The sequence below is a fragment of the Actomonas aquatica genome (genome assembly GCF_019679435.2).
Taxonomy (GTDB): domain Bacteria; phylum Verrucomicrobiota; class Verrucomicrobiia; order Opitutales; family Opitutaceae; genus Actomonas; species Actomonas aquatica.
Genome location: NZ_CP139781.1, coordinates 2491162 through 2515387, shown reverse-complemented (window position 1 = coordinate 2515387; position 24226 = coordinate 2491162). Strand labels below are relative to the sequence as shown.

Annotated in this window: 24 protein-coding genes; 15 read left to right on the top strand and 9 right to left on the bottom strand. The window is 65.5% G+C overall.

Features of this window, described 5'->3' with window-relative positions; all coding sequences use genetic code 11:
• Positions 1-37: 37 nt before the first annotated feature.
• The 13 genes from K1X11_RS09945 to K1X11_RS09885 all read left to right on the top strand — a co-directional run bounded on the left by K1X11_RS09945 (position 38) and on the right by K1X11_RS09885 (position 10672).
• Complete coding sequence (locus K1X11_RS09945) at positions 38-949, top strand: FecCD family ABC transporter permease (protein ID WP_225919602.1); 912 nt, start codon at positions 38-40, stop codon at positions 947-949.
• On the top strand, positions 946-1659 hold the full coding sequence (locus tag K1X11_RS09940) for an ABC transporter ATP-binding protein (RefSeq protein WP_221032188.1): 714 nt from the start codon (positions 946-948) through the stop codon (positions 1657-1659). Before K1X11_RS09945 ends, K1X11_RS09940 begins: the two co-directional genes overlap by 4 nt.
• The gene (gene cobO, locus K1X11_RS09935; RefSeq protein ID WP_221032187.1) at positions 1656-2270 is read left to right on the top strand and encodes a cob(I)yrinic acid a,c-diamide adenosyltransferase; all 615 of its coding nucleotides are present in this window, start codon (positions 1656-1658) and stop codon (positions 2268-2270) included. Before K1X11_RS09940 ends, cobO begins: the two co-directional genes overlap by 4 nt.
• Before the next feature lie 138 nt (positions 2271-2408).
• The gene (locus tag K1X11_RS09930; protein WP_221032186.1) at positions 2409-3863 is read left to right on the top strand and encodes a cobyric acid synthase; all 1455 of its coding nucleotides are present in this window, start codon (positions 2409-2411) and stop codon (positions 3861-3863) included.
• Between the two features lie 6 nt (positions 3864-3869).
• Positions 3870-4892, top strand: coding sequence for a pyridoxal phosphate-dependent aminotransferase (locus K1X11_RS09925; protein ID WP_221032185.1), 1023 nt, complete (start codon positions 3870-3872; stop codon positions 4890-4892).
• On the top strand, positions 4880-5824 hold the full coding sequence (gene cbiB / locus K1X11_RS09920) for an adenosylcobinamide-phosphate synthase CbiB (RefSeq protein ID WP_221032184.1): 945 nt from the start codon (positions 4880-4882) through the stop codon (positions 5822-5824). The genes K1X11_RS09925 and cbiB overlap by 13 nt, the downstream gene beginning before the upstream one ends.
• Positions 5815-6342, top strand: a complete 528-nt coding sequence (locus tag K1X11_RS09915; RefSeq protein WP_221032183.1) for an AAA family ATPase — start codon at positions 5815-5817, stop codon at positions 6340-6342. The genes cbiB and K1X11_RS09915 overlap by 10 nt, the downstream gene beginning before the upstream one ends.
• Positions 6339-6872 carry a bifunctional adenosylcobinamide kinase/adenosylcobinamide-phosphate guanylyltransferase gene (locus K1X11_RS09910; RefSeq protein WP_221032182.1) on the top strand — a complete coding sequence of 178 codons (534 nt, stop codon included), beginning with the start codon at positions 6339-6341 and terminating at the stop codon, positions 6870-6872. The genes K1X11_RS09915 and K1X11_RS09910 overlap by 4 nt, the downstream gene beginning before the upstream one ends.
• Positions 6869-7924, top strand: a complete 1056-nt coding sequence (gene cobT / locus K1X11_RS09905) for a nicotinate-nucleotide--dimethylbenzimidazole phosphoribosyltransferase (protein ID WP_221032181.1) — start codon at positions 6869-6871, stop codon at positions 7922-7924. The genes K1X11_RS09910 and cobT overlap by 4 nt, the downstream gene beginning before the upstream one ends.
• 4 nt (positions 7925-7928) lie before the next feature.
• Positions 7929-8699, top strand: a complete 771-nt coding sequence (cobS, locus tag K1X11_RS09900) for an adenosylcobinamide-GDP ribazoletransferase (RefSeq protein WP_221032180.1) — start codon at positions 7929-7931, stop codon at positions 8697-8699.
• 11 nt (positions 8700-8710) lie between these two features.
• Positions 8711-9271: a histidine phosphatase family protein gene (locus tag K1X11_RS09895; RefSeq protein WP_221032179.1), complete on the top strand. Its 561-nt coding sequence runs from the start codon at positions 8711-8713 to the stop codon at positions 9269-9271.
• A 21-nt stretch (positions 9272-9292) separates the two neighbouring features.
• Positions 9293-9826, top strand: a complete 534-nt coding sequence (locus K1X11_RS09890; RefSeq protein ID WP_221032178.1) for a hypothetical protein — start codon at positions 9293-9295, stop codon at positions 9824-9826.
• A gap of 18 nt (positions 9827-9844) precedes the next feature.
• The gene (locus K1X11_RS09885; protein ID WP_221032177.1) at positions 9845-10672 is read left to right on the top strand and encodes a hypothetical protein; all 828 of its coding nucleotides are present in this window, start codon (positions 9845-9847) and stop codon (positions 10670-10672) included.
• Positions 10673-10732: 60 nt separating this feature from the next.
• Here K1X11_RS09885 and K1X11_RS09880 read toward each other — a convergent pair whose 3' ends face one another.
• Genes K1X11_RS09880 through recQ form a run of 4 tightly spaced genes read right to left on the bottom strand, consistent with a single transcriptional unit; the run spans position 10733 to position 15141 of the window.
• A complete protein-coding gene (locus K1X11_RS09880; RefSeq protein ID WP_221032176.1) occupies positions 10733-11044 on the bottom strand; it encodes a hypothetical protein in 312 nt (103 codons plus the stop codon).
• Positions 11045-11102: 58 nt separating this feature from the next.
• Positions 11103-12512: a radical SAM protein gene (locus tag K1X11_RS09875; RefSeq protein ID WP_221032175.1), complete on the bottom strand. Its 1410-nt coding sequence runs from the start codon at positions 12510-12512 to the stop codon at positions 11103-11105.
• Positions 12513-12527: 15 nt separating this feature from the next.
• Positions 12528-13286 (bottom strand): prolipoprotein diacylglyceryl transferase, encoded by a 759-nt coding sequence (locus K1X11_RS09870; protein ID WP_221032174.1) that lies wholly within the window; start codon positions 13284-13286, stop codon positions 12528-12530.
• Positions 13287-13302: 16 nt separating this feature from the next.
• Positions 13303-15141, bottom strand: a complete 1839-nt coding sequence (gene recQ / locus K1X11_RS09865) for a DNA helicase RecQ (protein ID WP_221032173.1) — start codon at positions 15139-15141, stop codon at positions 13303-13305.
• An 88-nt stretch (positions 15142-15229) separates the two neighbouring features.
• On the opposite strand from recQ, the gene K1X11_RS09860 reads away from it, so the two are divergent.
• Entirely contained in the window at positions 15230-16153 is a 924-nt protein-coding gene (locus K1X11_RS09860; RefSeq protein ID WP_221032172.1) for a DUF72 domain-containing protein, read from the top strand.
• A 615-nt stretch (positions 16154-16768) separates the two neighbouring features.
• Here the strand turns inward: K1X11_RS09860 and K1X11_RS09855 are convergent.
• The 4 genes from K1X11_RS09855 to K1X11_RS09840 all read right to left on the bottom strand — a co-directional run bounded on the left by K1X11_RS09855 (position 16769) and on the right by K1X11_RS09840 (position 19306).
• On the bottom strand, positions 16769-17917 hold the full coding sequence (locus K1X11_RS09855) for a DNA glycosylase AlkZ-like family protein (protein WP_221032171.1): 1149 nt from the start codon (positions 17915-17917) through the stop codon (positions 16769-16771).
• A 97-nt stretch (positions 17918-18014) separates the two neighbouring features.
• Entirely contained in the window at positions 18015-18173 is a 159-nt protein-coding gene (locus K1X11_RS09850; protein WP_221032170.1) for a hypothetical protein, read from the bottom strand.
• Between the two features lie 126 nt (positions 18174-18299).
• Complete coding sequence (locus tag K1X11_RS09845; protein WP_221032169.1) at positions 18300-18488, bottom strand: hypothetical protein; 189 nt, start codon at positions 18486-18488, stop codon at positions 18300-18302.
• A gap of 92 nt (positions 18489-18580) precedes the next feature.
• Positions 18581-19306, bottom strand: coding sequence for a polyamine aminopropyltransferase (locus tag K1X11_RS09840; RefSeq protein WP_221032168.1), 726 nt, complete (start codon positions 19304-19306; stop codon positions 18581-18583).
• Positions 19307-19465: 159 nt separating this feature from the next.
• On the opposite strand from K1X11_RS09840, the gene K1X11_RS09835 reads away from it, so the two are divergent.
• Positions 19466-20272, top strand: coding sequence for an Hsp33 family molecular chaperone HslO (locus K1X11_RS09835; RefSeq protein WP_221032167.1), 807 nt, complete (start codon positions 19466-19468; stop codon positions 20270-20272).
• A 103-nt stretch (positions 20273-20375) separates the two neighbouring features.
• Here K1X11_RS09835 and K1X11_RS09830 read toward each other — a convergent pair whose 3' ends face one another.
• Positions 20376-24026, bottom strand: coding sequence for an autotransporter-associated beta strand repeat-containing protein (locus K1X11_RS09830; RefSeq protein WP_221032166.1), 3651 nt, complete (start codon positions 24024-24026; stop codon positions 20376-20378).
• Between the last annotated feature and the right edge of the window lie 200 nt (positions 24027-24226).

The following is a 24226-nucleotide window of genomic DNA, read 5'->3' as shown; positions in this document are numbered from 1 at the left end:
CCTGAGCCTGTGCAGTTTTGCACTGGCCGTCCTGACTTTGTTGTCGCTCAGCGTGGGCGACATGGCGCTATCGCCCGCCAAACTTTGGGCGGGTTTCACGAAGACCGATGAGGTCGTGGCGATCATCCTGTGGAACATCCGTTTGCCGCGCACGTTGGTGGCGATCGAGATCGGCGCCGCGCTGGCGGCGAGCGGCGTGATCATGCAGGCTTACTTTCGCAACAGCCTCGCGAGTCCGGGACTCCTCGGCGTGAGTGCGGGCGGCTCGGCCGGTGCCGTGGTGGCGATCGGGGCGGGGTGGACTGTGCTCTCGTTCTGGGTGCTGCCCATCGCGGCGGTGATCGGTGCGCTGGGCGCGACGGTGGCGGTGATCGGACTCGCCAAACGTGGTGCGAGCACGGAGCGCCTGCTCCTCGCTGGTGTGGCGTTGAACGCGTTGTTGGGTGCGGTGACCAGTTACGTGTTGTCGAATTTCACGCTCACCTACGAACGCAACGCGCAGATCATTTTTTGGCTCTTGGGTGGCCTGGAGGATCGCACCTGGGAGCACGTCTGGATGGCGGCGGCGGTAGTGGGTTGTGCCGGACTGGCCTGGCCGATGGGCCGGGCGATGGACCTGTTGAGCCTCGGTGCAACCGAAGCGCAAAGTCTCGGCGTGGATGTGAAGTCGGTGCGCCGGCGCATGCTGGCGCTGGCGACGGTCATGACCGCGCTGGCGACGGCGGTCGCGGGCACGGTGGGTTTCGTAGGCTTGGTGGTGCCGCATCTCTTCCGCCTCATCTTTGGACCAGAGCACAAACGACTCCTCCCGCTCGCGCTGATCGGCGGCGCCGGCTTTGTGCTCCTGTGTGACCTGATGGGCCGCGCGGCCGGCGGCCTGCGCCTCGGCATCGTCACCGCCCTGGTCGGCGGCCCGTTCTTCCTCTGGATGTTAAGGAGGCAGTCATGAAGGCGCTGGAGCTGAAAGACGTTGGTGTTGCGGGGCGGTTGCAGCCTTTGGACCTGAGTGTGGAGGCCGGGCAATTGGTCGGCTTGGTGGGGCCCAATGGCAGCGGGAAGTCGACGTTGCTGTCGGCCGCGGCGGGGTTGTTGCCGGCCTCAGGACAGGTGTGCTGGCAGGAGCGGAAGCTGGATGAACTGGCCGTGATGGAACGGGGCCGGATGGCGGCGTGGGTGCCGCAGGAGGCGCATTTTTCCTTTGGTTTCACCGTGCGTTCGGTGGTCGCGCAGGGTCGCTTTGCGCATGGCGACGACGGCAACGGCGTGGAGGAAGCGCTGCAACGCCTCGACCTCATGGAGCTGGCGGATCGGCCAGTGGATCGGCTGTCCGGCGGCGAACGTCATCGCGTGATGTTGGCGCGGGCTCTGGCGGTGCGACCGCGGCTGCATTTTTGGGATGAACCGCTGGCCGCGCTCGATGTGCGGCATGCGCTCGAGGTGTTGGTGCTGGCCCGTGAGCTGGCGGACCAAGGCGCAGCGGTCCTGTTGTCGCTGCACGACTTGCGCGTGGCGCACTGCCTGGATCAGGTGGTGATGCTGGACCGCGGTCAGTTGCGGGCGAAGGGACCGCCGGCGGAGGTGCTCAGTGCGGGACACCTGGAGCATGTATTCGGCGTTAAACTACGCACCGCGCCCGGAATGATTTTGGAACTGCCATGAACGATAACGAAAACCGCAAGATTACCGATCCCACCGAACACAAAGAAGCCATGCAGGACATGCAGGAAAGCATGCGGGCGAAGATGCGCGCGGCGAAGGAGAAGAAGGGGCTCATCATCGTGAACACCGGCAACGGGAAGGGCAAAACCACCGCCGGCTTTGGCGTGGTGGTGCGCACGCTCGCCCACGGCGGCAAGGCGGTCGTGGTGCAGTTCATCAAGAGCTCGCCCGATGCGGTGGCCAAGCTGCTCAAGAGCGACAACCTCACGTGGCACGCCACGGGCGGCGGTTTCACCTGGGACACGCAGGACCGCGACGGTGACATCGCGCTGTGCGAGCAGGGTTGGGCGTTGGCGACGGCCGCCATGGATGATCCCGAAGTGAACCTCGTCATGATGGACGAGCTCAACGTGGTGCTGCGCTACGACTACCTGCCGCTCGAGCGCGTGCTGGAAAAACTGCGCACGAAACGTCCGGATCTTCATGTCATCATCACCGGCCGCGACGCAGCGCCCGAGGTGGTGGAGCTGGCCGATCTCGTCACCGAGATGAAGGAAATCAAACATCCCTTCGCCCAAGGCGTAAAAGCCCAACGCGGCATCGAGTTTTAAGGAACTTATTAAACCACGAATGGACACGAATGAGCCTCACTACCGTTCGGCGGAGACAGAGGAGTCCTTACTATGTTTTCAGTGCGTAGGCGGTAGCCGAAGCCATTCGTGTCCATTCGTGGTTAAAAAAACCAACTTGTGAAGGCGCTCGGAATTTTAGGCACGTCGTCGGGGGCGGGGAAGTCGTGGGTGACGGCGGCGTTTTGCGCGTGGCTGCATCGCGAGGGCGTGCGGGTGGCGCCGTTCAAGGCGCAGAACATGTCCAACAACGCGTGGGCCATGCCCGATGGCACCGAGATGGCACGAGCGCAGGCGGTGCAGGCGGAGGCCTGCGGACTGGCGGCCGACATCGCGATGAATCCGATCCTGCTCAAACCCACCGGTCCGATGGGCTCGCAGCTCGTGCTCAACGGCCGCGCGATCACGCATCAGGCGGGCAAGGATTACTATCGCGAGTTCGACCGACTGTGGGGCGTCGTGCGCGACGTGCTCGAAAGCTGGCGCGACCGTTGCGACGTGCTGGTGATGGAGGGCGCGGGCAGTCCGGTGGAACTCAACCTGATGGAGCGCGACCTGGTGAACCTGCGGCCGGTGCGGCACCTCGACGGCAAGTGGATCCTGGTGGGCGACATCGATCGGGGCGGCATCTACGCGCAGTTGGCGGGCACCTGGGCGCTGTTGCCGGAAGCCGACCGGGCGCGGTCGCTGGGCGCGATTGTGAATCGGTTTCGCGGCGACATCGGGCTGTTTCCGAATCCGCAGGATTGGCTGGCGCCGCATGCGCCGGGTTTTGACGTGCTCGGCACGTTACCGTTCCGGCCGGACCTGCAACCGGAGGAGGAGGACGGCCTGCGCGAGGAGGATGCCGACCGCGGCAGCGGTGACATGGTGGCGTGGATACGTTGGCCGCACGCGGCCAATCTGACCGATTGTCAGCCGTGGTGGGACGATCGGGGCGTGCGCACGGTCTGGACGAAAGATCCGGCGTTGATCGCGCGGGCCAAGGTCGTGGTGGTGCCGGGCTCGAAGAACACCATCGCCGACGTGCGATGGTTGCACGAAACCGGCTTGGCGGACGCGATCCGCGGCGCGGCGGCGCGCGGGGCGCTGGTGATTGGCGTGTGTGGCGGTTATCAGGCTTTGGGCGAAACGTTGCGTGACCCAACCGGATTGGCCGGTGACGCCGGCGAAGTGGCGGGGCTGGGGCTGTTGCCGGTGGAGACGGAATTTGTGGCCGAAAAAGTGGTGGCGCCGGTGACGGCGACGTGGGGCGAGCGGACGTGGACGGCCTACGAGATTCACATGGGACGCACCACGCGACGTGGCGGCGAAGCCTTACAACGGGTGGTGCGCGACGGGGTGACGGTCGACGAAGGTTGTCGTCACGGCCGGGTATGGGGCACCTACCTGCACGGATGGTTTGAGGCGCCGGAATTGCGGCAGCATGTGGCGGCGGAGGCGGGCTTTGGCGAAACGTATGCGGCGCACCCGCAGACTTGGAGTGAGCGAAGGCAGGCGATCTACCGCGCAATGGCGGATCACTTGGTGGAGCACGTAAATCTGGCGCCGGTGCGACGCTACCTGGGGATCTGAGCGGAGGTGCATCACGCCCACGGAGATGATGCCTATCGGCAGGCGCACCCGGTGCGTTTGGACTTCAGTTCCAACGTATGGCCGACGCCGGCGGTCGCGACGCAAACGGCCTTGCAGGCGCATCTCGCCGCGGAGCTGACGCGGATCGATCATTATCCGGAAGCAATGGCGGAAACCTTCACCGCGGAGTTGGCGGCGCAACTGGCGGTGCCGGCCGAGGCGGTGTGGGTGTGCAATGGCGCGGCGGATGCGATCGACCGCATCGCGTTGATTTGGCGCGAGCGTCCGGCCGCCATCGGTCGGCCGACCTTTGCGGAATACGCCGAAGCCGCGCGGCGGCACGGGCAGGTCGTGATGGATGCCGGTGACGGTGACGCGCCGGACGCCACTCCCGGGGCCTTGGTGTGGTGGTGCAATCCCAACAATCCGACCGGGACGGTGACGCCGCGGGACGAGGTGTTGGCGCGAGTGGATGCGGCGCCGGATGGTCTGTTTGTCGTGGATCAGGCCTACGCCGACTTTGCCGCTGAGCCTGCGGTGAGTGCGGCGGACGCGGTGGTCCGACCCAATCTGTTGTTGGTGCGTTCGATGACCAAACTGCACGCGCTGCCAGGTTTGCGGTTGGGTTATGTGGTGGGCGCGCCGGTTTTGGTGGAGCGATTGCGGGAACGCGCGGTGCCGTGGGCGGTGAACCGATTGGCGCTGGCGGCGGGGCGTTTTCTGTTGGGGCGGTCAGGCCCGTCGGCAGACGAGATGGCGCAGCGGCGGCGGGAGGCGCGGACCTTGGCGGGGGTATTGGCGCAGGTGCGGGGCATCACCGTGCGGCCGAGTGGCACGCATTATTTCCTGTGGCGTAACAACAAGGCGCCGGCGGCGCGGCTGAAGGCCGACCTGGTGCGCGAGCACGGCATCCTGATTCGTGACGCGGGCAACTTCGACGGACTGGACGCACATTGGGCGCGGGTGGCGGCGCGCGGCGAAGACGATGATCAAACCTTGGTGGAGGCCGTGTGGCGATGGATGTTGTGACGATCGCTTGGGCCGCGCTGGGCACCGGTTATGCGCTGGATCTCCTGTTGGGCGATCCGCGCTGGCTGCCGCATCCGATTGTTGGATACGGCCGGGCGATCCGTGTTGGGGAGCGTTGGTTGAATCGGGGCGACGCCCGCGCGCGTTTCGTGCGCGGCGCGGTGATGGCCACGGTTCTGGTGGCGGGCACGGCGGCGTTGTGGGCCGGGCTGGAGCAGGTGGCGGCGTGGGCCGGCGCGGGCTGGTTATGGGCGGTGGGGGCGACCGGCGTGTTTTTTGGTTTGGCCAACCGCACCCTGATCGCCGAAGGGCGGGCGGTGTTCGTCGCGTTGGACGAGAGTCTGGCGGCGGGGCGGGCGCGACTGGCGTGGATCGTGGGGCGCGACACGGCGGATCTCGACGCGCAGCAGGTGCGCACGGCGGTGGCCGAAACGATGGCGGAGAACCTGAGTGATGGCGTGGTCGCGCCGCTGTTCTTTTGGGGCATCGCGGGAGTGCCGGGCATGATGGCCTACAAGATGGTGAACACGCTCGATTCGATGATCGGGCATCGCGATGCGCGCTATGAGTTTTTCGGCAAGTGGGCGGCGCGTTTGGATGACGTCGCCAACTTTGTGCCGGCGCGGCTCACCGCGGGGTTGATGGTTTTGCTGAGCGGACGCTGGGGCGCGGCGCGTATCGTGTGGCGCGACGGCCGGGCGCATGAGAGCGTGAACGCCGGTTATCCGGAGGCGGCGATGGCGGGCATCTTCCGACTGCGCTGCGGAGGCCCGACGCGTTATGACGGTGAGTGGGTGGAGAAGCCCTGGATCGGAGACGAGGCGCGCCCGATTGGTCGCCACGAAATTCATGGGTGGGCGCGGCTGAATCAGGCCGTTTGCTTCACCATGCTGTTAATGGCCGGAGGCCTGAGGATGTGGATATGCAGGTGATTCTGACGGGAGCCCCGGGGACGGGGAAAAGTGCGCTGATCGCCGAGCTCGCGACGCGGGGGTGGGACGTGCGGGAGGAAGTGTCGCGCCAAGTCATCGCGGGGGAGGGGCTCACTCCGTGGGATCACCCGGCGACGTGGGCGCTCGCCTGCGCGGAACGGATGGGGCGGAATCGCGCGGCGGCAACGACGTTGCGGAGCACTCTCTTTGATCGGGCGGAAATGGACCTGTGGGCGTATCTGCGGCACGCGCAGATTGAGGTCACGGTGGAGTCCGCGTTGATGGGTTATGCGGCGGATGCGCTCATCGCTCCGTTGTGGCCGGACATCTTTCAACAGGAGCCGAGTCGGCCGCAGAGTTGGGCCGATGCGGTGGCCTTGGATGCCCGGTTGCGGGAGGTGTATGCGGAGGCCGGGTTTACCTTGCATGAAGTGCCGTTGGGCTCCGTGCCGGAAAGGGCCGACTGGGTGGAGGAATGGCTGGAGGCGCGCGGAGCGTTGCGAAAGGATGCGGCATGAGTGACCTGATTTACCTCACCGGGCCGGTGCGCAGCGGCAAAAGTTCGCGGGCGGTAGAGCTGGCGAAAGGCTGGGGGGACGACGTCGTGTTTGTGGCGACGTATCGGGATTCTGGTGACGACGACGAAATGGCGGCGCGCTTGGCGCGGCATCGGGCGGAGCGGCCGGCGAGCTGGCGCACGCTGGAGGCGCCGCGGGATGTGGTGGCGGAGCTGGCGGCGTTGGATCCGGGGCCGTCGGGGGTGGTGCTGGATTGTGCGACCCTGTGGCTGGGCGATCGGTTTGAGCGTGGAGACGAGGAGATTTTGGCGGAGTGGAGTGCGCTGTTGGCGGCGGCGCGGGCGGCCCCGTGGCCGATGGTGATCGTGGGCAACGAAATCGGCTGGGCGCCGGTGCCGGAGAATCCGGCGGTGCGCCGGTTTCGCGATCTGGCGGGCTGGATGGGGCAACGGGCGGCGGCGGCGGCCACGGAAGCGTGGCTCATGGTGAGCGGCTGCGCGGTGCCGTTGAAGGGCAGGACACTCTCATGAACTGGAACACTCCGGAAATCCCCCCGTTGGCGAAAGAGCTCGAACCCGTGTTGCGGGCGAGCATTGATGGTCGGACCAAGCCGATCGGGTCGCTGGGCCGCTTGGAGGCGCTGGCGCTGCAGCTCGGGCTGATGCAGGCCACGGTTGAACCGAAGCTGGCCGGCGCGGCGTTTGTGGTCGCGGGTGATCACGGGTTTGCGGAGGACGGCGTGAGCCCGTGTCCGCAGGCGGTGACAGTGCAGATGGTGCTCAACTTCCTCGCGGGCGGCGCCGGGATCAATGTGTTTGCCCGACAGATGGGCCTGCCGTTGAAGGTCGTCGATGCGGGTGTGGCGGCGCCCTTGCCGGCGCACCCGGATCTGGTGCCGCTGAGCATTCGGGCGGGGACGCGCAATGCACGCCTTGAGCGAGCGATGACGATGGACGAGGTGGACGCGGCTTTGTCGGGCGGCGAAAGCCTCGTCGCGCAGATCGCGGCGGAGGGAAAGAACGCGGTGATTTTTGGCGAGATGGGCATCGGCAATACTGCGAGCGCGTCGCTGCTGATGAGTGCGTTGACCGGGACGCCGATCGCGGCGTGCACCGGACGGGGCGCCGGGCACGACGACGCGGGGTTGGCGCACAAGATATCCATCCTGGAAGCCGTGGTGGAGCGCCATGCCGACGTGTGGGCGAAGCCCGAACCGCTCGACGTGCTGGCGGCGGTGGGCGGCCTGGAGATCGCGGTCATCGTGGGCGGCATGTTGGCGGCGGCCGAGCGGCGGATGCTGATCGTGAATGATGGCTTCATCATCACAGCGGCGCTGCTGGTGGCGGCGCGACTGAATCCGCGGGTGCTCGACTACACGGTCTTTGCCCATGGCTCGGCCGAGCAGGCGCATGCGCAGCTCGTGGCGGAGTTGGGCGGCAAGCCGTTGTTGGACCTCGGCCTGCGCTTGGGCGAAGGCACGGGCGCGGCGTTGGCATGGCCGTTGTTGGAGGCCTCGGTCAACTTCCTGGCGCAGATGGCGACCTTTGAATCGGCCGGCGTGACGGTGCCGACGGCTCCCTGACGTGATGAACTGGTGGCGACGAGAAGCAGCGGCGGCGTGGACAGCGGTGATGTTCTTCACCCGCCTGCCGCTGCCCTCGTTGCGCCACTGGGAGAACGGGCACCTGCAGCGCTCGGCGGCGTGGTTTCCGTGGGTCGGGGTGGTGGTGGGCGGCGTGGCCGCCGCGGTGTGGTGGCTGGCGGCGGAGGTGGTGGGGCTGCCGCCGTTGTTGGCGAGTGGTTTGAGTCTGGCGGCGTCGGTGTTGGTGACCGGTGCGTTTCACGAGGATGGCTTCGCCGATGTGTGCGACGGGTTTGGTGGCGGCTACACCAAGGAACGGGTGCTGGAGATCATGAAGGATTCGCGGGTGGGCGCGTTTGGCGCGATCGGGATCATGCTGATGCTCGGGCTCAAATGGCAGGCGGTGGCGGCGGTGTCGGTTGCGCAGGTGCCGCTGGCCTTGGTGAGTCTGCATGTGGTGAGTCGGGTGGCGTCGGGGCTGTTGATGGCGGTGCAGTGTTACGTGGCCGAGGAAGGCAAAGCGAAGCCGCTGGCGACGCAGTTGCGCGGAGGCCGTTTGATCTGGGTGATCGTGACTGGCGGGGCGGCGCTGGCGCTGTTGCCGGCGGGGGCGGTGATACCAGTGGCGCTGACGATGGCGGCGGTAACGGCCGTGTTTGCTTTGTGGATACAGCGGAGGATCGGTGGTTACACCGGCGACTGTTTAGGCGCGGCGCAGCAGTTGAGTGAGTTGGCGGGATGGATCGCGCTGGTGGCGTTGGGAGGTGCGGCGTGAGCGTTTGGTGGGTGCGTCATACGCGCGTGGCGGTGGAACCAGGCGTGTGTTACGGGCGGACGAATGTGCCGGTGGCGGAGACCTTTGCCGAGGAAGCGGCGGCGGTGCGGGCGGGGTTGCCGGACAGACCGCGGTTGGTGTGGACGAGTCCGGCGACGCGTTGCGTGCGGCTGGCGGAGTCCTTGGGCGGACCACTGCGGGTGGACGAGCGGCTGTGGGAGCTGAATTTTGGCGAGTGGGAAGGGCGGCGTTGGGAAACGTTTCATGACGCGCGCAGCGATGCGTGGGCGGTGGATCCGTGGAATGGGCGACCGCCGGGCGGCGAGAGTGGCGCGGAGATGTCGGCGCGAGTGGCGGCGGTGCGGGAGGACATCTGGGCGGAGGCGCGCGGCGGGGATGGAGTCGTGGCGGTGGTGGCGCACGCCGGCGTGTTGCGGGCGTGGCGGCACCTCACGGGGCGGACCACGCTTGAGGAGGCGATGGCCTGGCCCGTGCCCTTCGGCAGCGTGTGGCCGGATGAGTTGGCGAAAAGTGGTGAAGGGCCCGAGGAAGTTGTTGGCGGATGCCGATGATTGGCAGTAAGCAAGCCGCCAATGAAACGTTTGGGTATCGTAATGTTGTTGGGCTGGAGCGTGTTGCTGGCGGGGGCCGAGGAGGCGCGACCGTTGCACGAGAAGTTGGCGTTGTTTGCGCCGATTCTGGGCAAGACCTTCAGTGGGGAGATCAAGCAGTCGACCGCGGAGCAGCCGATGGTGGATGTGGTGCGGTATGAGCGGGCGCTCAATGGCACGGCGGTGCGGTCGTTTCACTCCATCAATGACGGCGACTATGGCGGCGAGACCTTGATGCGGTGGGATGACGACGCGCAGAAGATCGTGTTTCACTACTTCACGACCGAAGGTTTCATGACCAGCGGGCATCTGGAGCCGCGGGGGGACGTGCTCTACAGCTATGAGACGGTGGCGAATCCGGAGAAGGCCGGGGGCGTGACCGCGGTGGAGGCGGAGACGACCATTTCGGCCGAGGAGATCACGGTGAAGTCATGGTATCTCATCGGAGACGAAAAGATTCCGGGGCACACCGCGGTGTATCACCCGGCTCCGGAAGCGAAGGTTAACTTCAGGTAAGCTGCGGAGGGCGTCGCGATGAAGCGCTGGATCTTTTGCGGAGTCTGCCTCGCTGTGTGGCTGGTGGGCGTGGCGCACGGTCAGGCGTTGCAGTATGGCATGACGCCGGAGGAGGTGTTGGAGGAATTGGGACGACCGCGCTCCACCATGTCGGCCGGCGGGCGCGACATCTGGATGTATGACGCGGACGGTCGTGTGGTTTTCAGCGAAGGCAAAGTGAGTGCGATCCAGCACTTGCCGGTGGATGGCGTGAATGGGGCCAAGCGTCGCTCGGTGGCGCTCTCGGAACAAAGCGAGGCTGAGGCAGCGGCGGAGGCGCAGGCGGCGGAAGAGGCGGCGTTGGAGGCGGAGCTCGAACGCGAGCGAGAGGCGTCTGAAGCCGAGATGGCGAAACTGCGCGAAGAGTTTGAGTCGGAAACGGAAGCGTTTCTGAACGGCGAGCTTGGGGCTGAAGATGAATCGGATTGGGAACTCTCGCCGGGGCAGGAAGCACTTTATCTCGGAGTGGAGATCGTGGTGGGCCTCGTCGTGATGGTGGTGATCCTGAAACTGGCCTTTGCGTGGAGCGATATCCACGGGGATTGGGGGCAGATGTTTTTCCCGGCCTTCGTGGCGGTGGCGATCAAGGTGGTGGTGCGTTTTACGGCGCAAAAAATGTGGGGCGTCACCGACGTGTTTTATGTCGACCACGGCCTGTCGTATTTGGGCCTGCTGGTGGTCCTGATGAAGTTCACGCACGCGAGTTCGTGGCAACGCGCGGTGGCGGTGGCCGGTGCCGCCAAGCTCGCCAGCATCGTCGTATGGGTGCTGCTCTCCGTCGTGCTGCTGAACCTGCTGTTCGGGTGAACGGCGAGTTCCAGAATGCAGGCGTGACGGAGTCGGGGGGCCTTGGGGAATTAGCTGCCCTCAGAGGTCTTTCAGAATATTGAAGCAAACACCCAGACCGAGCAGGGCCAAACCGTTGGCTAGAATGAAACCGATTCCGATATAACGCGTGCGGGGCGGCACGCTTAAGGCGATCCCGATGGCCAGCGAGAGGATCAATGCCCCGAGACCCAGGTGTTTTCCGAGTAGCACGAGGAAAAAAACGCAGGTAACTCCACCGATCGCGACTCCGGCGATGATGGAGCCGCAGCCGAGGCCGCGAGGTTTGAGTTTCTCGACCTCGGAATTGAGCTGAAGCTTGGCTTTTTCGGAAAGGTCAGGAGGCGTGTCCATGGGGGGAGTTTGTCGTCCGGGGTGAGTTGCGGTCGGCTACCTCGGGGGGATCTGCGACTTAGGATTTAACCGAGGTGGATTGACGGCGTCGCAGTGCTTCCAGTTGGTGGGAACGGTCGTCGCGGTAGAAGAGGTTGTAGGTATCGAAAGGAATGATACGTCCATCGGGATGCACGATGTGAATGCAGCTTTTTTTGACGCTGCGGACATCGAAGTTGTGGGCGTCGAGAAACTGGATGAAGAGCACCCGAAAGATGTTGTTGTAGCTCAGCGTCGGCGGTGCGTCGACCAGCGGCAGGCAGCAGAGTAGTTGGCGCAGGGCGGCGGCCGAAGACTCGGGCGAGTGCGAGGTGGAAAACAGATTAAACACCTCTTCGCGCAATTGTGGGTGCTGTTCAAAGACGATGGTCGAACCTTCGCTTTTCAGGAGCAGCTCTGGCGGAATGAGGGAGGTGAGCGGCGTGACTTGGTCGCCGAGTTTGAGCGCGTAACCCATCGCGAGGCAGTCGGGATGACAGGGGACCGGAATGATGTCATCGGGGGCGAAGACGGAAGTCTGTTGCAGGAACTGCTGGCGCACGCCGCCGAGGGTCAGGCGATCGGTGGCGGGATCAAATCCCTCGGTGCGCCCGGCATCTTGGATCGGCTGGAAGGTGACGCCGCGAACGCAGGGTTGCTGGAGCGCGAAGTCGACGATGTCGCCCATTTCGTCGTCGTTGAGGCCGCGCTTGAGGGTGACGACCAGTGTGGTGGAGAGATTGAGTTCGTTGAGTCGGTCGAGGGCGCGTCGGCGCACGTCGAGCAGGTCGGCGCCGCGCAGGGCTTTGATGGGGTCGGGTCGCAGTGAGTCAAACTGGAGGTAGATTTCGAAGCCGGGTTGGTAGTCGGCGAGGCGAGCGGCGAAGTCGGGTTCGCGGGCGATGCGCACACCGTTGGTGTTCAGCATGAGGTGCTTGATCGGGCGGCGTTTGGCGGCGTCGAGAATGGCGAAGAACTCGGGGTGGACGGTGGGTTCACCGCCGCTGATCTGCACGATGTCGGGCTCGGCTTCGTTGCGCACCACGGCGTCGAGCATGCGTTCGATGTGCTCGAGCGAACGATGCGTGACCCGATGTGGTGAAGATTCGGCATAGCAGATCGGGCATTGGAGGTTACAGGCATCGGTGACCTCCACGAGCGACAGGCAGGAGTGTTGTTCGTGGTCGGGGCAGAGGCCGCAGTCGTAGGGACAACCCCAGCGAGTTGGCGTGTTGAACACGTCGGGCATCTGCCCGGGTTTGAGGGTAGTGCGGCAACGCCGGTAGTATTCGACGTCGGTCGAGATGAGCACGCGCTCGGCGCCGTGTTCCGGGCAGTGTTTGTGCATCATCACCCTGTCGCCTTCGAAGATGATTTTGGCTTCCACTTTGCCGAGGCAATGGGAGCAGAGGCTGTTGGTGAGTTCGGCGAAAAGGTAGGGGCGGTCCATGCGCGAGGGAGTGGCTCAGGTCGGCGCGCGGGCCAGGCGGCGCAGACTCACCAGCACGATGATCATACCGACGATGCTGGCGAGTTGAATGGCGCTCAGGTTCAAGAACCACGTCTCCCGCGGTTTGAGGAATTCGACACCCAGTCGCCAAAAGAGATAACCGCCCACGTAGAGGCGAAAGCTCATGCCGGAGGTCCAGGGATGACGGGCACGATGGGAGAGAGCGGTGAGTCCGGCGGCCAGGAGCAGCACGACGGTGGATTCGTAGAGTTGCGTGGGATGGCGGGACAAGCCGTCGCCAAAATCGACGGCCCATGGCAGGTCCGTGGCGATGCCGTAGGTGTGATCTTCCAGGCCGGACAGAAAACAACCGATGCGACCGAGAGCCGTGCCGACGGCCAGTGGCCAGACAAAGGCATCGCCGGTGGAGTGCGTGATGTGCAGCGCCCGTTTGGCGATCTCGATACCCAGCCAGCCACCGAGAATGCCGCCGGCGATCGTCTTGCCTCCGAGTAGCAAACGCGGATCCGCGGCGAGTGGGAAATAGTGGGAGGGGGACTCGACCCATGCGAGGACCTTGGAGCCAGCCCAGGCGCCGAAGATGCAGCCAATGAAGAGCCAAAGAGTGGCCTCAAGCGGGAGACGTGGCGCGGTGGCATCGCGCCGACGACGATAAAAGTAGAGACGTGCGCCCACGAAGTAGGCGAGCGGTTCAAACACCGCGTGAGGGTGAAGCGACCAAGGACCGACGGGCAGATAGGCGGGGAAGGTCACGAGGTGCCGGAATGGGCTAGTCGTTGAAGGTTTGGCGGCCGTGGTCGCGGAGGTAGGCGCGGATGGCGTCGGCGAAGGTGGCGGCGAACTCGGCGTGCTTCTTGGCGCCCATGCCAAAGATGTCGTGCATGGCGTCGGGAGATTCTGGATACTCGCGCGCCATCTGGCGCAGGGTGGCGTCGCCGAAGATGACGTAGGCGGGCACGCCACGTTCGTCGGCGAGGGTTTTGCGCAGCTTGCGCAGGGCGTCGAAGAGGATTTCGTCGCAGGCGATCTCACCCTCGCGGCGGCGGCGGACTTTCTGGGCCTTGGGCACGATGAGGGGTTTGGTGAGCATGATGGTCTCGCGGGAACGCAGGACGTCGACGCCCTCCTGCGTGAGTTCGACGGTGGGGAATTTGCCGTCGGTCTGCATGAGGTAGCCGAGGCGCAGGAGTTCGCGGAAAACGGCGGCCCATTGCGGGCGGGAGCGTTCGGTGCCGATGCCGTAGGTGGTGATGCGGTCGTGGCCCCAGCGGCGGATCTTTTCAGTGTCGGCGCCGGTGAGGACCTCGATGACGTGGTTGGCGCCGCAACCGAATTGGGAGGCCTGGCGGATGCGGTAGACGCAGGAGAGGAATTTTTGGGCGAGGATGGTGCCGTCGTAGGTTTCGCGCGGTTCGAGGCAGTTGTCGCAGGCGCCGCAGCCGTCGATGGTGAAGGCTTCGCCGAAGTAGCCGAGCAGGTCGACGCGGCGGCAGCCGGCGCTCTCGGCGTAGTGGAGCATCTGGCGGAGCTGAGCGCGGGCGACGTTGCGCTCATGCTCGTCGGTCATCTCGTCGATGAAGTGCGTCTGTTTGGCGGCGTCGCCGGCGGAGAAAAGCAGGAGGCAATCGCCGGGCAGACCGTCGCGGCCGGCGCGGCCGGTTTCCTGGTAGTAGCCTTCGATGTTTTTCGGGAGGTCGTAGTGGATGACCCAGCGGACGTTGGGTTTGTTGATGCCCATACCAAAGGCGATGGTGGCGCAGATGATGCGGGTGTCGTCGCGCAGGAAGGATTCCTGATTGGCGGAGCGCTCGTCGTTGGAGAGGCCGGCGTGATAGGGGCGGGCGGAGTAACCGCGACCGGCGAGGGCTTCGGCGGTGCGTTCGGCGGTGGCGCGGGTGGCGCAGTAGACGATGCCGCTCTCCTCGGGGCGCGTTTTGATGAAGTCGATGATCTGCCGGGTGGGGCCGTCCTTGGGCAGGACCTTGTAGTTGAGGTTGGGGCGATTGAAGGAGGCGACGTAGACGGCCGGGTCGCGGAGGCGCAGGTGGTTGATGATGTCGTCGCGCACGCGTTCGGTGGCGGTGGCGGTGAGGGCCATGACGGGGACCTCGGGGAGCAGGTCGCGGAGCTGGGCGATCTGGCGAAACTCGGGGCGGAAATCGTGGCCCCACTCGGAGACGCAGTGGGCCTCGTCGATGGCGAGGGCGGCGACCTTCCAGCCGGTGAGATTTTGTTGCCAGTTGTCGAGCATGAGGCGCTCGGGGGCGACATAGAGGAGGCGGAATTGACCGCGGTGCAGACCGGCGAGGCGGGAGCGGGCCTCGGTGGCGGAAAGGGTGGAGTTGAGGTAGGTGGCGGGCACGCCGGCGGCCGAGAGTTGATCGACCTGATCCTTCATGAGGGCGATGAGCGGAGAGACGACGACGGTGAGTCCGCGGTCGGGGCGCACGAGGGCGGGGAGTTGAAAACACATGGACTTGCCGCCGCCGGTGGGGAGGAGGGCAAAGACGTCGCGGCCCGCCAGGTGCGACTCGATGATTTCGCGCTGGAGAGGGCGAAAGTGATCGTATCCGAAGGTGGTGCGAAGGGTGTCCAGGAGCTCAGGCACGGGGGAAGTGAGAAGTAAGAAGTAAGATGTATGAAGTAAAAGGTGCGGAAGATTGTGCTGAGGCGGAATGCGGGGTTCGGTGAGGGGGATGAGTGAGGCTGGTGCAGCAGGTGCGGTGTCGACGCGTGTGCGGATCGGGTGTCCGGTGTGGGCGCATGCGCCGTGGCGGGGGACGTTCTTCACGCGGGAGGCGCGCCGGGAGGAGTTTCTGGGGCAGTATGCGAGCGTGTTTGCGACGGCGGAGGGCAACGCGACGTTTTACGGGTTGCCGAGCGAGAAGACGGTGGCGCGGTGGGCGGAGGAGGCGCCGGATTGGTGGCGGTTTGCCTTTAAGTTTCCGCGGGTGATTTCGCACGACCGGGCGCTGCTCAACTGCGCGGGGGACACAGCGGCGTTTTTTGCGCGACTGGAGCCGGTGGCGGAGCGGTGCGGGCCGTTTTTTCTACAGCTGCACCAGAATTTTGGGCCGGAGCGGCTGGAGCTGTTGCGCGACTATTTGGCGGGGTTGCCGAGCGGGTTCAGTTACGCGGTGGAGGTGCGGAACCGGGCGTTTTTTACGAACGGGAAAGACGAGACGGCGTTGGACGCGATGCTGTGCGAGTTGGGGGTCGACCGGGTGAATTTTGACACGCGACCTTTGTTTGCGGCGGCGGTGGATCGAGAGGACGACGCGGCGCAGGAGGCGTTGAGTAAGAAGCCGCGGGTGCCGGTGCGTTTCACGGCGACGGGGCGGCGACCGTTTGTGCGCTGGGTGGGCGATCCGCAGGTGGTGAAGAACGACGCGTGGCTGGCGGAGTGGGTGGACGTGGTGGCGCGCTGGGTGGAGGAAGGGCGCGAGCCGTATGTGTTCATCCACCACGCGGACGATCTGCATGCGCCGCCGTTGGCGCGGCGATTTCAGGCGATGTTGCATGCGCGGTGTCCGGCGGCCGTGCCGGCCCCGGCGGTGTGGCCGGGCGAAGCTGAGCCGGGGGAGGACGAGTTGCCCGGGGCGCAGTTGGGGCTGTTTTGAAGGCGGAGCGGCGGAGAGCGGCTGAGGGGCGGGCGACCGGGAGCCAGGTGGCGGAGGGGCAAGGGCCGGGAGGCAGGGGGATTTGGGACACAGAGGTCACAGAGGAGGCACAGAAGGCACGGAGGTCAGGATGGCGCGAGGAACCGTGGGGGACGCGAGCGGGGCAGCGTTTTCCGTTACTCTGAGTGGGACAAGTGTCACGTAATACGTGACTCTTGGTGCGGGGGAGGATGCGGAGGGGCAGGGAGGAGCGGCCGAGACGGCCGCTGCTACATTTGGGCGGAGGTGTCGTCCGCGGGTGTGTTGGTCTTTGCGGCGCGGAGGGGCAACGTAGCGCGCGCTCGCTCGCAGCCTACATTGCGGGTGCGAACGCTTTATTTGGGGCGGGCGCGTCGGTGAAGGCGGCTACGGGAGCAAGCGTGGTGGCGTTTTGGGCTACGCTTGGTGGGCAGAGTGTCACGTAATACGTGACAGTTGATGCGGGGGGCGGAGGGGCATGGAGGAGCGGCCGAGACGGCCGCTGCTACATTTGGGCGGAGGTGTCGTCCGCGTGTTGGCGCGGTGGGGCAACTTAGCGCGAGCTAGCTCGCGGCCGACGGGGTGGGGGCGAACGGGTTACGGTTTGAGGCCGAGGAAGGTGGCTACTTGGGCTACGGCGGGGGCGAGGCGGTGGCCGCGGGCGCATTGGCGACCGATGACTTTGAGGCGGTTGGTGGGGCGGTCAGCTTTGAGGTCGGCGTGGCCGATGAAACGATCTCCCGCGAGGAGGGGCAGGGCGTAGTAGCCGCGTTGGCGTTTGGCGGCGGGGGTGTAGACTTCCCAAGTGTAATCGAAGTCCCAAAGTTTTTGGGTGACCTTGCGGTCGAGAATGAGCGGATCCAGCGGGGCGAGCAGGCGGGGCTCGGGCGGGGGCGGCGCGTTGTTGGAGAGGGCGGCTTCGAGCAGGGGGCGGTCGGTGCGCAGGATGTAGAGCGGGGGACAGTCGGGGACGGCGAGCGGTTGGATTTCGTCGGCGACGAGGGGGAGTTCGGCGCGTGAGAGGGTGACGAGGCGGTGTTGGCGGAGCTTGAGACGGGCGATCCAGCGCTGAGTGGCGCGGGGCGAGGGGCGGGGTTGAGCGAGGACGGCGGCGGGCAGGATGCGCTCAGGCAGATCGTAGACCCGGCGGCCGTTGAGGCGGCGGGCGATGAGCAGGCGGCCGTGGGCGAAGAGTTTGTCGAGGACGACTTTGACGACGCGGGTGGAGTTCCAGCCGTTGTGGCCGCGGGCGTCGTGTTCGAAGTGTTCGGAAGCGAGGGCGCCGCGAGTGGTGATTTCGGCGAGCACGTCGGTGGCGAGGCGGCGTTCGGCGGCGGTGAGTTTGCCGCCCCAGGAGCCGGGCATGCGGGAGCGCCGGGCCATGAGGGTTTGCAGGTAGGGCCAGGCTTCGACGTCGAAGGCCGAGAGCACGATACGGCCGGGGTGAAAGTGTTCGAAGGCGGTGCGGGACTCGGCGGGCAGGGTGGGAGCGCCGTGCGGGGCGGAGTCGGCGAGACCGTGGAGGTGGAGGTGCAGGTCGCCCTCGCGGTAAGCGGCGATGCGCGGGCGGGCGATGTGTTCGTGCATGCGTCCGCAGACGTTGATGGGGTCGATCTGGATGAAACCGTGGTGGACGAGCGCGGTGGCAACGTCGGGATGCGGACGGGTGAGCCCGGTGGCGAGCAGGGCAAACTGGCGGGCGGCAGGAGCGGGGACGGAGAGCGCGGGCGGAAGGCGGAGGGGCACCCGCCGAGCTAGTCGTGGCGCCGGAAAACGGACGATAAAAAACCGCCAGGCGGGTGGGCCGTGGCGGTTGTTAGGGGTGAGCGGTGGCTCGCATGTTTCAGCGAATCAGGCGTTCGTAAATCGGGCCCTCGGGCTTCCATTCGCGGTAGTCGGAATCGAGGCTTTCGAGCCAGGTGAATTGGAACTGGCCGCGCAGCCAAGCGGCGATGCGCCGGGCGCGGAGTTGGATCAGGGAGATGAATTGAGCGGCTGCCATGGTGTTCTTCTTACTATGCATATATAACACCTAAGAGCGGCACGAGTTGCCGATATTCTCACAATTAAGTGTGAAAATTGTGCAACGGGTGCAGCGGAATGGATCCGCTGCCGGGCATTCGTAGGTTCAGACGCGCACGTTGACGGTGCCGCCGAGGTGGTCGGGGAGGGAGGGATTGGCTTGCTGGACCGGAAGTTTGGTGGCTTCGGTGGCGGCGACTTTTTGGGCAGTCTGAACTTCGGCAGATTCTTTCTGCACGAGGGTCTGGTAGATGGCCTGACGTCGGGCGAGGACTTGGGCGTGCGCGGTTTCCATGGCGACGAGTATAGCGAACTCGTTGCGTTGGAAGGAATCGGGGGGATGCCGGGTCGCCGCTGCGTAGGATTACGCAGTCCGCTGTCGCGGGGTCAGGATGGCAGCTGGCAGACGTAGACCGTGCTGTGCGAGTCGCGGTGCAGAAAGGGATTGGGGAAGGCGACGACGTAGCTTTCGACGGTGGCGAAGACGGCGCGGAGGTTGGCGAGGAACTGGGCTTCGGGTGGATCGTCGGACCAGAGGCCAAAGATGCCGCCGGGATGGAGCAGGCGGGCAAAATCGCGCAGCCCGGCTTCGCTGTAGAAGGCGGCGTGGCGCTCGTGCAGGAGGTGATCGGGCGAGTGATCAATATCGAGCAGAATCGCGTGGAAACGGCGGTCGGGTTGTGCGGGGTCATAACCGCCGCCGTCGGCCGCGGAGAGGGCGAAGAAGTCGCCGTGGACGAAGCGGCAGCGTGGATCGCCGGTGAGTTTGGGGCCGAGGGGGGCGAGGCCGCGCTGGTGCCAGTCGATGACCGGGGCGAGGTAATCGACGACGATGAGCGAGGCGACGTGGTCGTGTTGCAGGGCAGACCACGCGGTGTAGCCGAGACCGAGTCCGCCGACGACGACATCGGCCTGTGGGGCTTTGACCTCGGCAAGGCTGAGGTGGGCGAGCTCTTCCTCCACCTTGGTGAAGAGGGAGGACATGAGGTAGTCGTTGCCGAGCTTCACCTCGTGGATCTCGCGGTTGTCGAACATCTTGAGCACCTGGCGGCGCAGGCTGACGGGGCCGAGTGGGGTGGGCTGGTAATCGAGTTCCTCGAAGTTGGCGGACATGGGGCGATGAGGGCAGGTGGGGGCGGCGGGCGCACGCTTAAAGCGGGTGGGCGGCGGGAGGTCGGAGGGCGGCGCGGCGCAAGCGCCGGCCCTACAGGTGGTGAGGGGAAAGTGCGATCGGGAGTGGACAGGGGGCGGGTTGGGTGAATGGTGGCGCGCATGAGCAGTGATGCATCCACTCCGGTGAATGACGCGGATTCCGGCCTCGAGGTCCGGACGTTTTTTGTGCGCGAACGCAACGCGTTGGTGGCGCAGGCGGACTTTGGTCCGCTGTTCGTCGACTACTACCTCCACCTCAATGATCATGGCATCAAGCCGGCGCCGGAGCATGACGCGATGTTCAAGCGGGCCTTGGCGGGGTTCGTCCTGCACTGCGCTTCGCGGCCGTGGAATGAGATGACGGCGTGGACGATCAATTTCCAGCAGCCCTTGGTGAACCTGTTCCTGACCGGAGACAACGAGACGGGGGCGGTGACCGGGCGGGTCTTTGACGAGAACGTGAAGGAGCTGCCGGACAATTTGTTTTATGCCGACGTGATTCGGGGCAAGCAGCCGAAGCGGCGCAGCTCGGTGACGTTTGCGGGCGACGATCCGCTGGTGGCGGTGGAGGCGTTTTACGGTCAGAGCGAACAACGCGGGGCGCGGTATTTTCAGTTGGCCGAGGAGACGTTTGCGCTGGTGAGTGAACACCCGGATTGCGACATGCCGTGGTTTGAGGCGCTCACGGCGGAGGACGTCGGGCGTATCCACGAAACGGAGACGACCAATCTGATGGAGCGGCGGATTCAGCGCTGGCATTGTGGCTGCAATCAAAAGCGCATGATGCAGGTTCTGGCGGTGCCGTTTCAGTCGCAGGGCGAGGCGTTGTTTGGCGAGGATCCGGCGATCGAGATCCGGTGTCCGCGCTGCAGTGCCCGGCATGTGATCACGCGCGAGGCGATGGAAGCGTTTGTGGCGGCGTCGTAGCGCGGCGCAGCCGCGCTACGGAGGTTAAGGGGCAAGTTTAAGGTTAAGGGGGCGGCACGCCGCGAGTGGCGGCCCTACTGGGTCGGCTGAAGCCGACCCTACCTTAAGCTTCAACTTTGGACTTCGACTGCTTTCTGCGACGGAGGGCGTAGAGGCCGCCGAGAGCGCTCATGAGCAGGAAGCCATAGGTGCTGGGCTCGGGGACGGTGATCTCGTTGGCGCCGTAGTCGTAGGTGAGCCAGATGGTGTCGGAGGCGGTGAAGCCTTCGAAGGTGATTTGGGCGGTGGTGCTGTTGCGCGCGTCGAGCGTGGCTCCGTTGAAGTTGGTGGCGGTCCAGAGGTCGTAGAAGCTGTTCCAACTGGTGGCGTAGATGGTGCCGCCGAGGTCGATCTCGAGGGTGCCGATGTTGAAGGTGCCGACGTCGCTGCCGGAGAAATCGATCACGCTGTCGCCGGTGACGCGGAGGGTGCCGAGGTCGAAGGTGGTGCCGTCGTTGACGAGGTTGAGCGTGGTATTGTCGGCGAGGAGGAGAGTGCCACCAAAGTTGAAGTCATCGACGATGTTGAGGGTGTTACCGGCGGTGAGCTCCATGGTGCCGGTGGAGGCCGAGCCGTCGGCTGCGCCGATGGTGCCGCCGTTGAGGGTGAGGATGCCGTCGATATTGAGGGTGCCGGTGAAGGCGCCGCTGTTGCCGATCTGATCGATGGTGAGGTCGCCGCCGGAGGCGATGGTGAGCGTGCCGCTGCCGTTGAGGTCGTCGATGACGTCGGTGTAGGAGCCGACGTTGAAGGTGCCGGAGGCGCCGAGGTTCACATCCATGGTGTCGGAGAGGATGTTGGACGCGCCGAGGGCGTAGGTGCCGCTGTCGATGTTGTTGTTGGCGTAGGTGTTGTTGCCGGTGACGGTGAGGGTGCCGGCGCCGGTTTTGTTGAGCGTATTGAAAGTGTTGTTACCGTTGAAGGTGGTGTCGCCGATGGACTCGACGTCGAGGGTGGTGCCGGAGCCGGTGATGTTGCCATCGATGGTGAGGTCGGCGCCGGTGGCGGTGACGATGCGGGCGTTGGCGGTCATGAGCACGTTGCCGCCCCAGGTGTTGGTGGTGCCGGCGAGGGCGCGGAGGGCCCCGGTGCCGTCGTTGTTGTGACCGGAGCCGGCGATCTGGAGGGACTCGGCACCGATGGTGACGCCGTCGAGTTGGAGCTGACCGCCGGAGAGGACCTGGGTGCCGCCGGCGACAGCGCCGAGGCCGGAGTCGTTGTCGACGCGCACGATGCCGTCGGAGATCTTGGCGGTGCCGGTGAAGGAGTTGGCGCCGGAGAGGACGAGGGTGCCGTCGCCGGTTTTGTCGAAGCCGCCGTTGGAGAGCACGGCGTTGATGTCGAGGGTGGCACCGGAGTCGACGACGATGGATTTGGCGGTGTCGTTGTTCATGCCGAGCCGGCCCTCGATGGTGGCGGTGGTGCCGCCGGTGGCCGTGAGGGTGCCGATGATGTCGAGGCGGTCGCCGGTGCCGGAACCATTGGTGGCTTCGATGGTGCCGCCGTTCATGGTGACGTCGTTGACGATCTCCTTGTAGCCTTGGAGGTCCCAGTAACCGTCGGAGTTGATGGTGATATTGGAGGAGTCGGAGATGAGGTTATTGAAGAGGTAACCGTTGCCGCTTTCGGTGTGACCCTGCTGGAAGACGGCGGAGCCGGCGGCACCAATGCCGTCACCCACCACGACGTCGCCGAGAATGCCGACGTCTTCGTTGTTGTAGGTGTTGAGGATGGTGGTGCCGTCCTGGAGGTAGAAGTCGGTATCGGCGGAGAGCACCGGGACGGGGTAGGCTTCGGAGTGATTGAGGGAGAGGGTGCCGGAGCCGGTTTTGTAGACGTCGCCGGCGTCGGTGAAGTCGGCCTCGAAGTTGATGTCGCCGCCGTCGGTGTTGAAGGTGACGTCGTAGCCGTTGAGTTCAAAGAGGGGGGAGGTGCCTTGGGTGCCGACGGTGAGGGAGTCGGCGGTGGCGGAGATGGTGGTGTCACCGGCAAGGGAGAAGACGGAGTCGAGGATGTTGTCGCCGGAGGAGCTAAGGACGGCGCCCTGGCCGGAGGTGCCGGTGCCGGCGAGGGTGATGCCGGTCTCGGTGTCGACATCGATGCCGCCGGTGAGTTGGAGGGTGCCGCCGGATTGGATGGTGGTGGTGCCGCCGCCGGAGCCGAGGGCGTCATCGGAGGTGGCGACGAGGACGGAGCCGGAGTTGACGGTGACGTCGCCGGAAAAAGTGTTGGTGCCGGAGAGGGTGAGTTGGCCGCCGCTGAGGAGGACATCGCCGGAGCCGGAGATGGTGCCGGAGAAGGAATTGGTGCCCGAGGCGTTGGTGAGTTGGCCGTTGTTGGTGAGAGCCTCGCCGGTGATGCTGATGTTGTTCTCGAGCTGGAGGGTCGCGCCGCTGGCGACGGTGGTGCCAGCGGCGGAGGTGCCGAGGGCGGTGTCGGTGGTGGCGATGAGGGTGCCGGCGCTGATGGTGGTGGCCCCGGAGTAGGAGTTGGAGCCGGAGAGGGTAAGGGTGCCGGTGCTGGATTTGGTCAGGCCGGCGCTGCCGGAGACGGTGCCGCTGAGGTCGAGGGAGGAGCCGGCGGCGACGTCGATCGAGGAGCTGGAGGCGAGGGTGATGTTGCCTGACCAGGTGTTGGCGCCCGTGGTGTTGGCGAGGGCGCCGGAGCTGGCGGTGCCGGTGCCGTTGAGGGTGAGGGACGGGGTGTAGGTGCCGGAGGAGGTGGCGAGGGCGAGGGTGCCGCCGGAGTTGACGGTGACGCCGCTGGTGCTGCCGAGGGCGCCGGCGGCGCTGGCTCGGAGCGTGCCGGCACTGACGGTGGTGGAGCCGGAGAAGGAGTTGCTGCCGCTGGAGAGATCGAGGATACCGGCGCCGGATTTGGTGAGGTTGCCGGTGCCGGAGAGGGTGCCGGTGGTGGTGAGGGTGGTGCCGGAGGCGACGGTGACGGTGGAGGCCGAAGCGAGGCTGATGTTGCCGGTGTAGGTGTTGTTGCCGCTGGTATTGGCGAGGGCGCCCGCGCCGGAGGCACCGGTGCCATTGAGGGTCAGGGATTCGGCGGCGAAGGTGGTGCCGGAGCCGGCAAGGGCGAGGGTGGCGCCGGAGCTGACGGTGGTGCCGGAGCCGGTGGTGCCGAGGGCGTTGGCGGAGGAGATGGAGAGCGTGCCGGCGGAGACGCTGGTGGAGCCGGCGTAGGTGTTGATGCCGGAGAGATTGAGGGTGCCCGAGCCGCTTTGGGTGAGGCCGCCGGTGCCGGAGATGACGCTATCGGCGGTGATGTCGGCTCCGGCGTTGCTGGACAGGAAGATGAGCGAGGCGGAGTTGAGGTTGATGCCGCCGGAGAGGATGAGGGAGCCGGAGGTGGAGGTGTTGGACCAGGTTTGGGTGCTGCTGATGGAGAGCGGCACGGAGAAGGTCTGGGTGCCCTCGGAGGCGGTGTTGAGCCCGTAGGTGTTGAGCAGGGTGAGGTCGCCGGAACCGTAGAAGGTGATCGAATCGGAGAGGTTGCTGGTGAAGATGATGCCGCCGGTGGTGTCGGCGGCCGTGACCTCGATGCTGGTGAGCAGGCCGTCGGTGTTGAAGCGGGCGCGTTCGGTGGAGCCGTTTGGTTCGTTGTTGGAAGACCAGTTTTGGCGGCGGTTCCAATCATCTTGGGAGGCGTTGGATCCTGTCCACGTGCGGTCGGTTTGGGCGGGCGCCATCGCTGCGCTGACGAGCATTCCCAGCAAGGGTAGGCTCGAGCGAAGCAGAGAGGGGGTGGGACGGGGGCGCATCGACACTAGGTGCGGTTTGCGGATGCAGAAGGTGCCATCGGGTGGCGAAATAGAGGGCGAAAGCCGGGGGCGGTGCAGGGCGGAAAGGCAGCGAAAGCTATGCCGAAAGCATACTCCTATTCGATAAAATGATAAAGGTTTGCAGG

What these genes read in the sequence shown, in the direction of transcription:
- K1X11_RS09915 (WP_221032183.1), top strand. Translation starts at nt 5,815, where the DNA reads ATGCAGGTGATTCTGACGGGAGCCCCGGGGACGGGGAAAAGTGCGCTG.
- K1X11_RS09890 (WP_221032178.1), top strand. Translation starts at nt 9,293, where the DNA reads ATGAAACGTTTGGGTATCGTAATGTTGTTGGGCTGGAGCGTGTTGCTG.
- K1X11_RS09875 (WP_221032175.1), bottom strand. Translation starts at nt 12,512, where the DNA reads ATGGACCGCCCCTACCTTTTCGCCGAACTCACCAACAGCCTCTGCTCC.
- K1X11_RS09885 (WP_221032177.1), top strand. Translation starts at nt 9,845, where the DNA reads ATGAAGCGCTGGATCTTTTGCGGAGTCTGCCTCGCTGTGTGGCTGGTG.
- cobT (WP_221032181.1), top strand. Translation starts at nt 6,869, where the DNA reads ATGAACTGGAACACTCCGGAAATCCCCCCGTTGGCGAAAGAGCTCGAA.
- cbiB (WP_221032184.1), top strand. Translation starts at nt 4,880, where the DNA reads ATGGATGTTGTGACGATCGCTTGGGCCGCGCTGGGCACCGGTTATGCG.
- K1X11_RS09830 (WP_221032166.1), bottom strand. Translation starts at nt 24,026, where the DNA reads ATGCTCGTCAGCGCAGCGATGGCGCCCGCCCAAACCGACCGCACGTGG.
- K1X11_RS09880 (WP_221032176.1), bottom strand. Translation starts at nt 11,044, where the DNA reads ATGGACACGCCTCCTGACCTTTCCGAAAAAGCCAAGCTTCAGCTCAAT.
- K1X11_RS09940 (WP_221032188.1), top strand. Translation starts at nt 946, where the DNA reads ATGAAGGCGCTGGAGCTGAAAGACGTTGGTGTTGCGGGGCGGTTGCAG.
- K1X11_RS09860 (WP_221032172.1), top strand. Translation starts at nt 15,230, where the DNA reads ATGAGTGAGGCTGGTGCAGCAGGTGCGGTGTCGACGCGTGTGCGGATC.
- K1X11_RS09910 (WP_221032182.1), top strand. Translation starts at nt 6,339, where the DNA reads ATGAGTGACCTGATTTACCTCACCGGGCCGGTGCGCAGCGGCAAAAGT.
- K1X11_RS09850 (WP_221032170.1), bottom strand. Translation starts at nt 18,173, where the DNA reads ATGGCAGCCGCTCAATTCATCTCCCTGATCCAACTCCGCGCCCGGCGC.
- cobS (WP_221032180.1), top strand. Translation starts at nt 7,929, where the DNA reads ATGAACTGGTGGCGACGAGAAGCAGCGGCGGCGTGGACAGCGGTGATG.
- K1X11_RS09835 (WP_221032167.1), top strand. Translation starts at nt 19,466, where the DNA reads ATGAGCAGTGATGCATCCACTCCGGTGAATGACGCGGATTCCGGCCTC.
- K1X11_RS09845 (WP_221032169.1), bottom strand. Translation starts at nt 18,488, where the DNA reads ATGGAAACCGCGCACGCCCAAGTCCTCGCCCGACGTCAGGCCATCTAC.
- cobO (WP_221032187.1), top strand. Translation starts at nt 1,656, where the DNA reads ATGAACGATAACGAAAACCGCAAGATTACCGATCCCACCGAACACAAA.
- K1X11_RS09840 (WP_221032168.1), bottom strand. Translation starts at nt 19,306, where the DNA reads ATGTCCGCCAACTTCGAGGAACTCGATTACCAGCCCACCCCACTCGGC.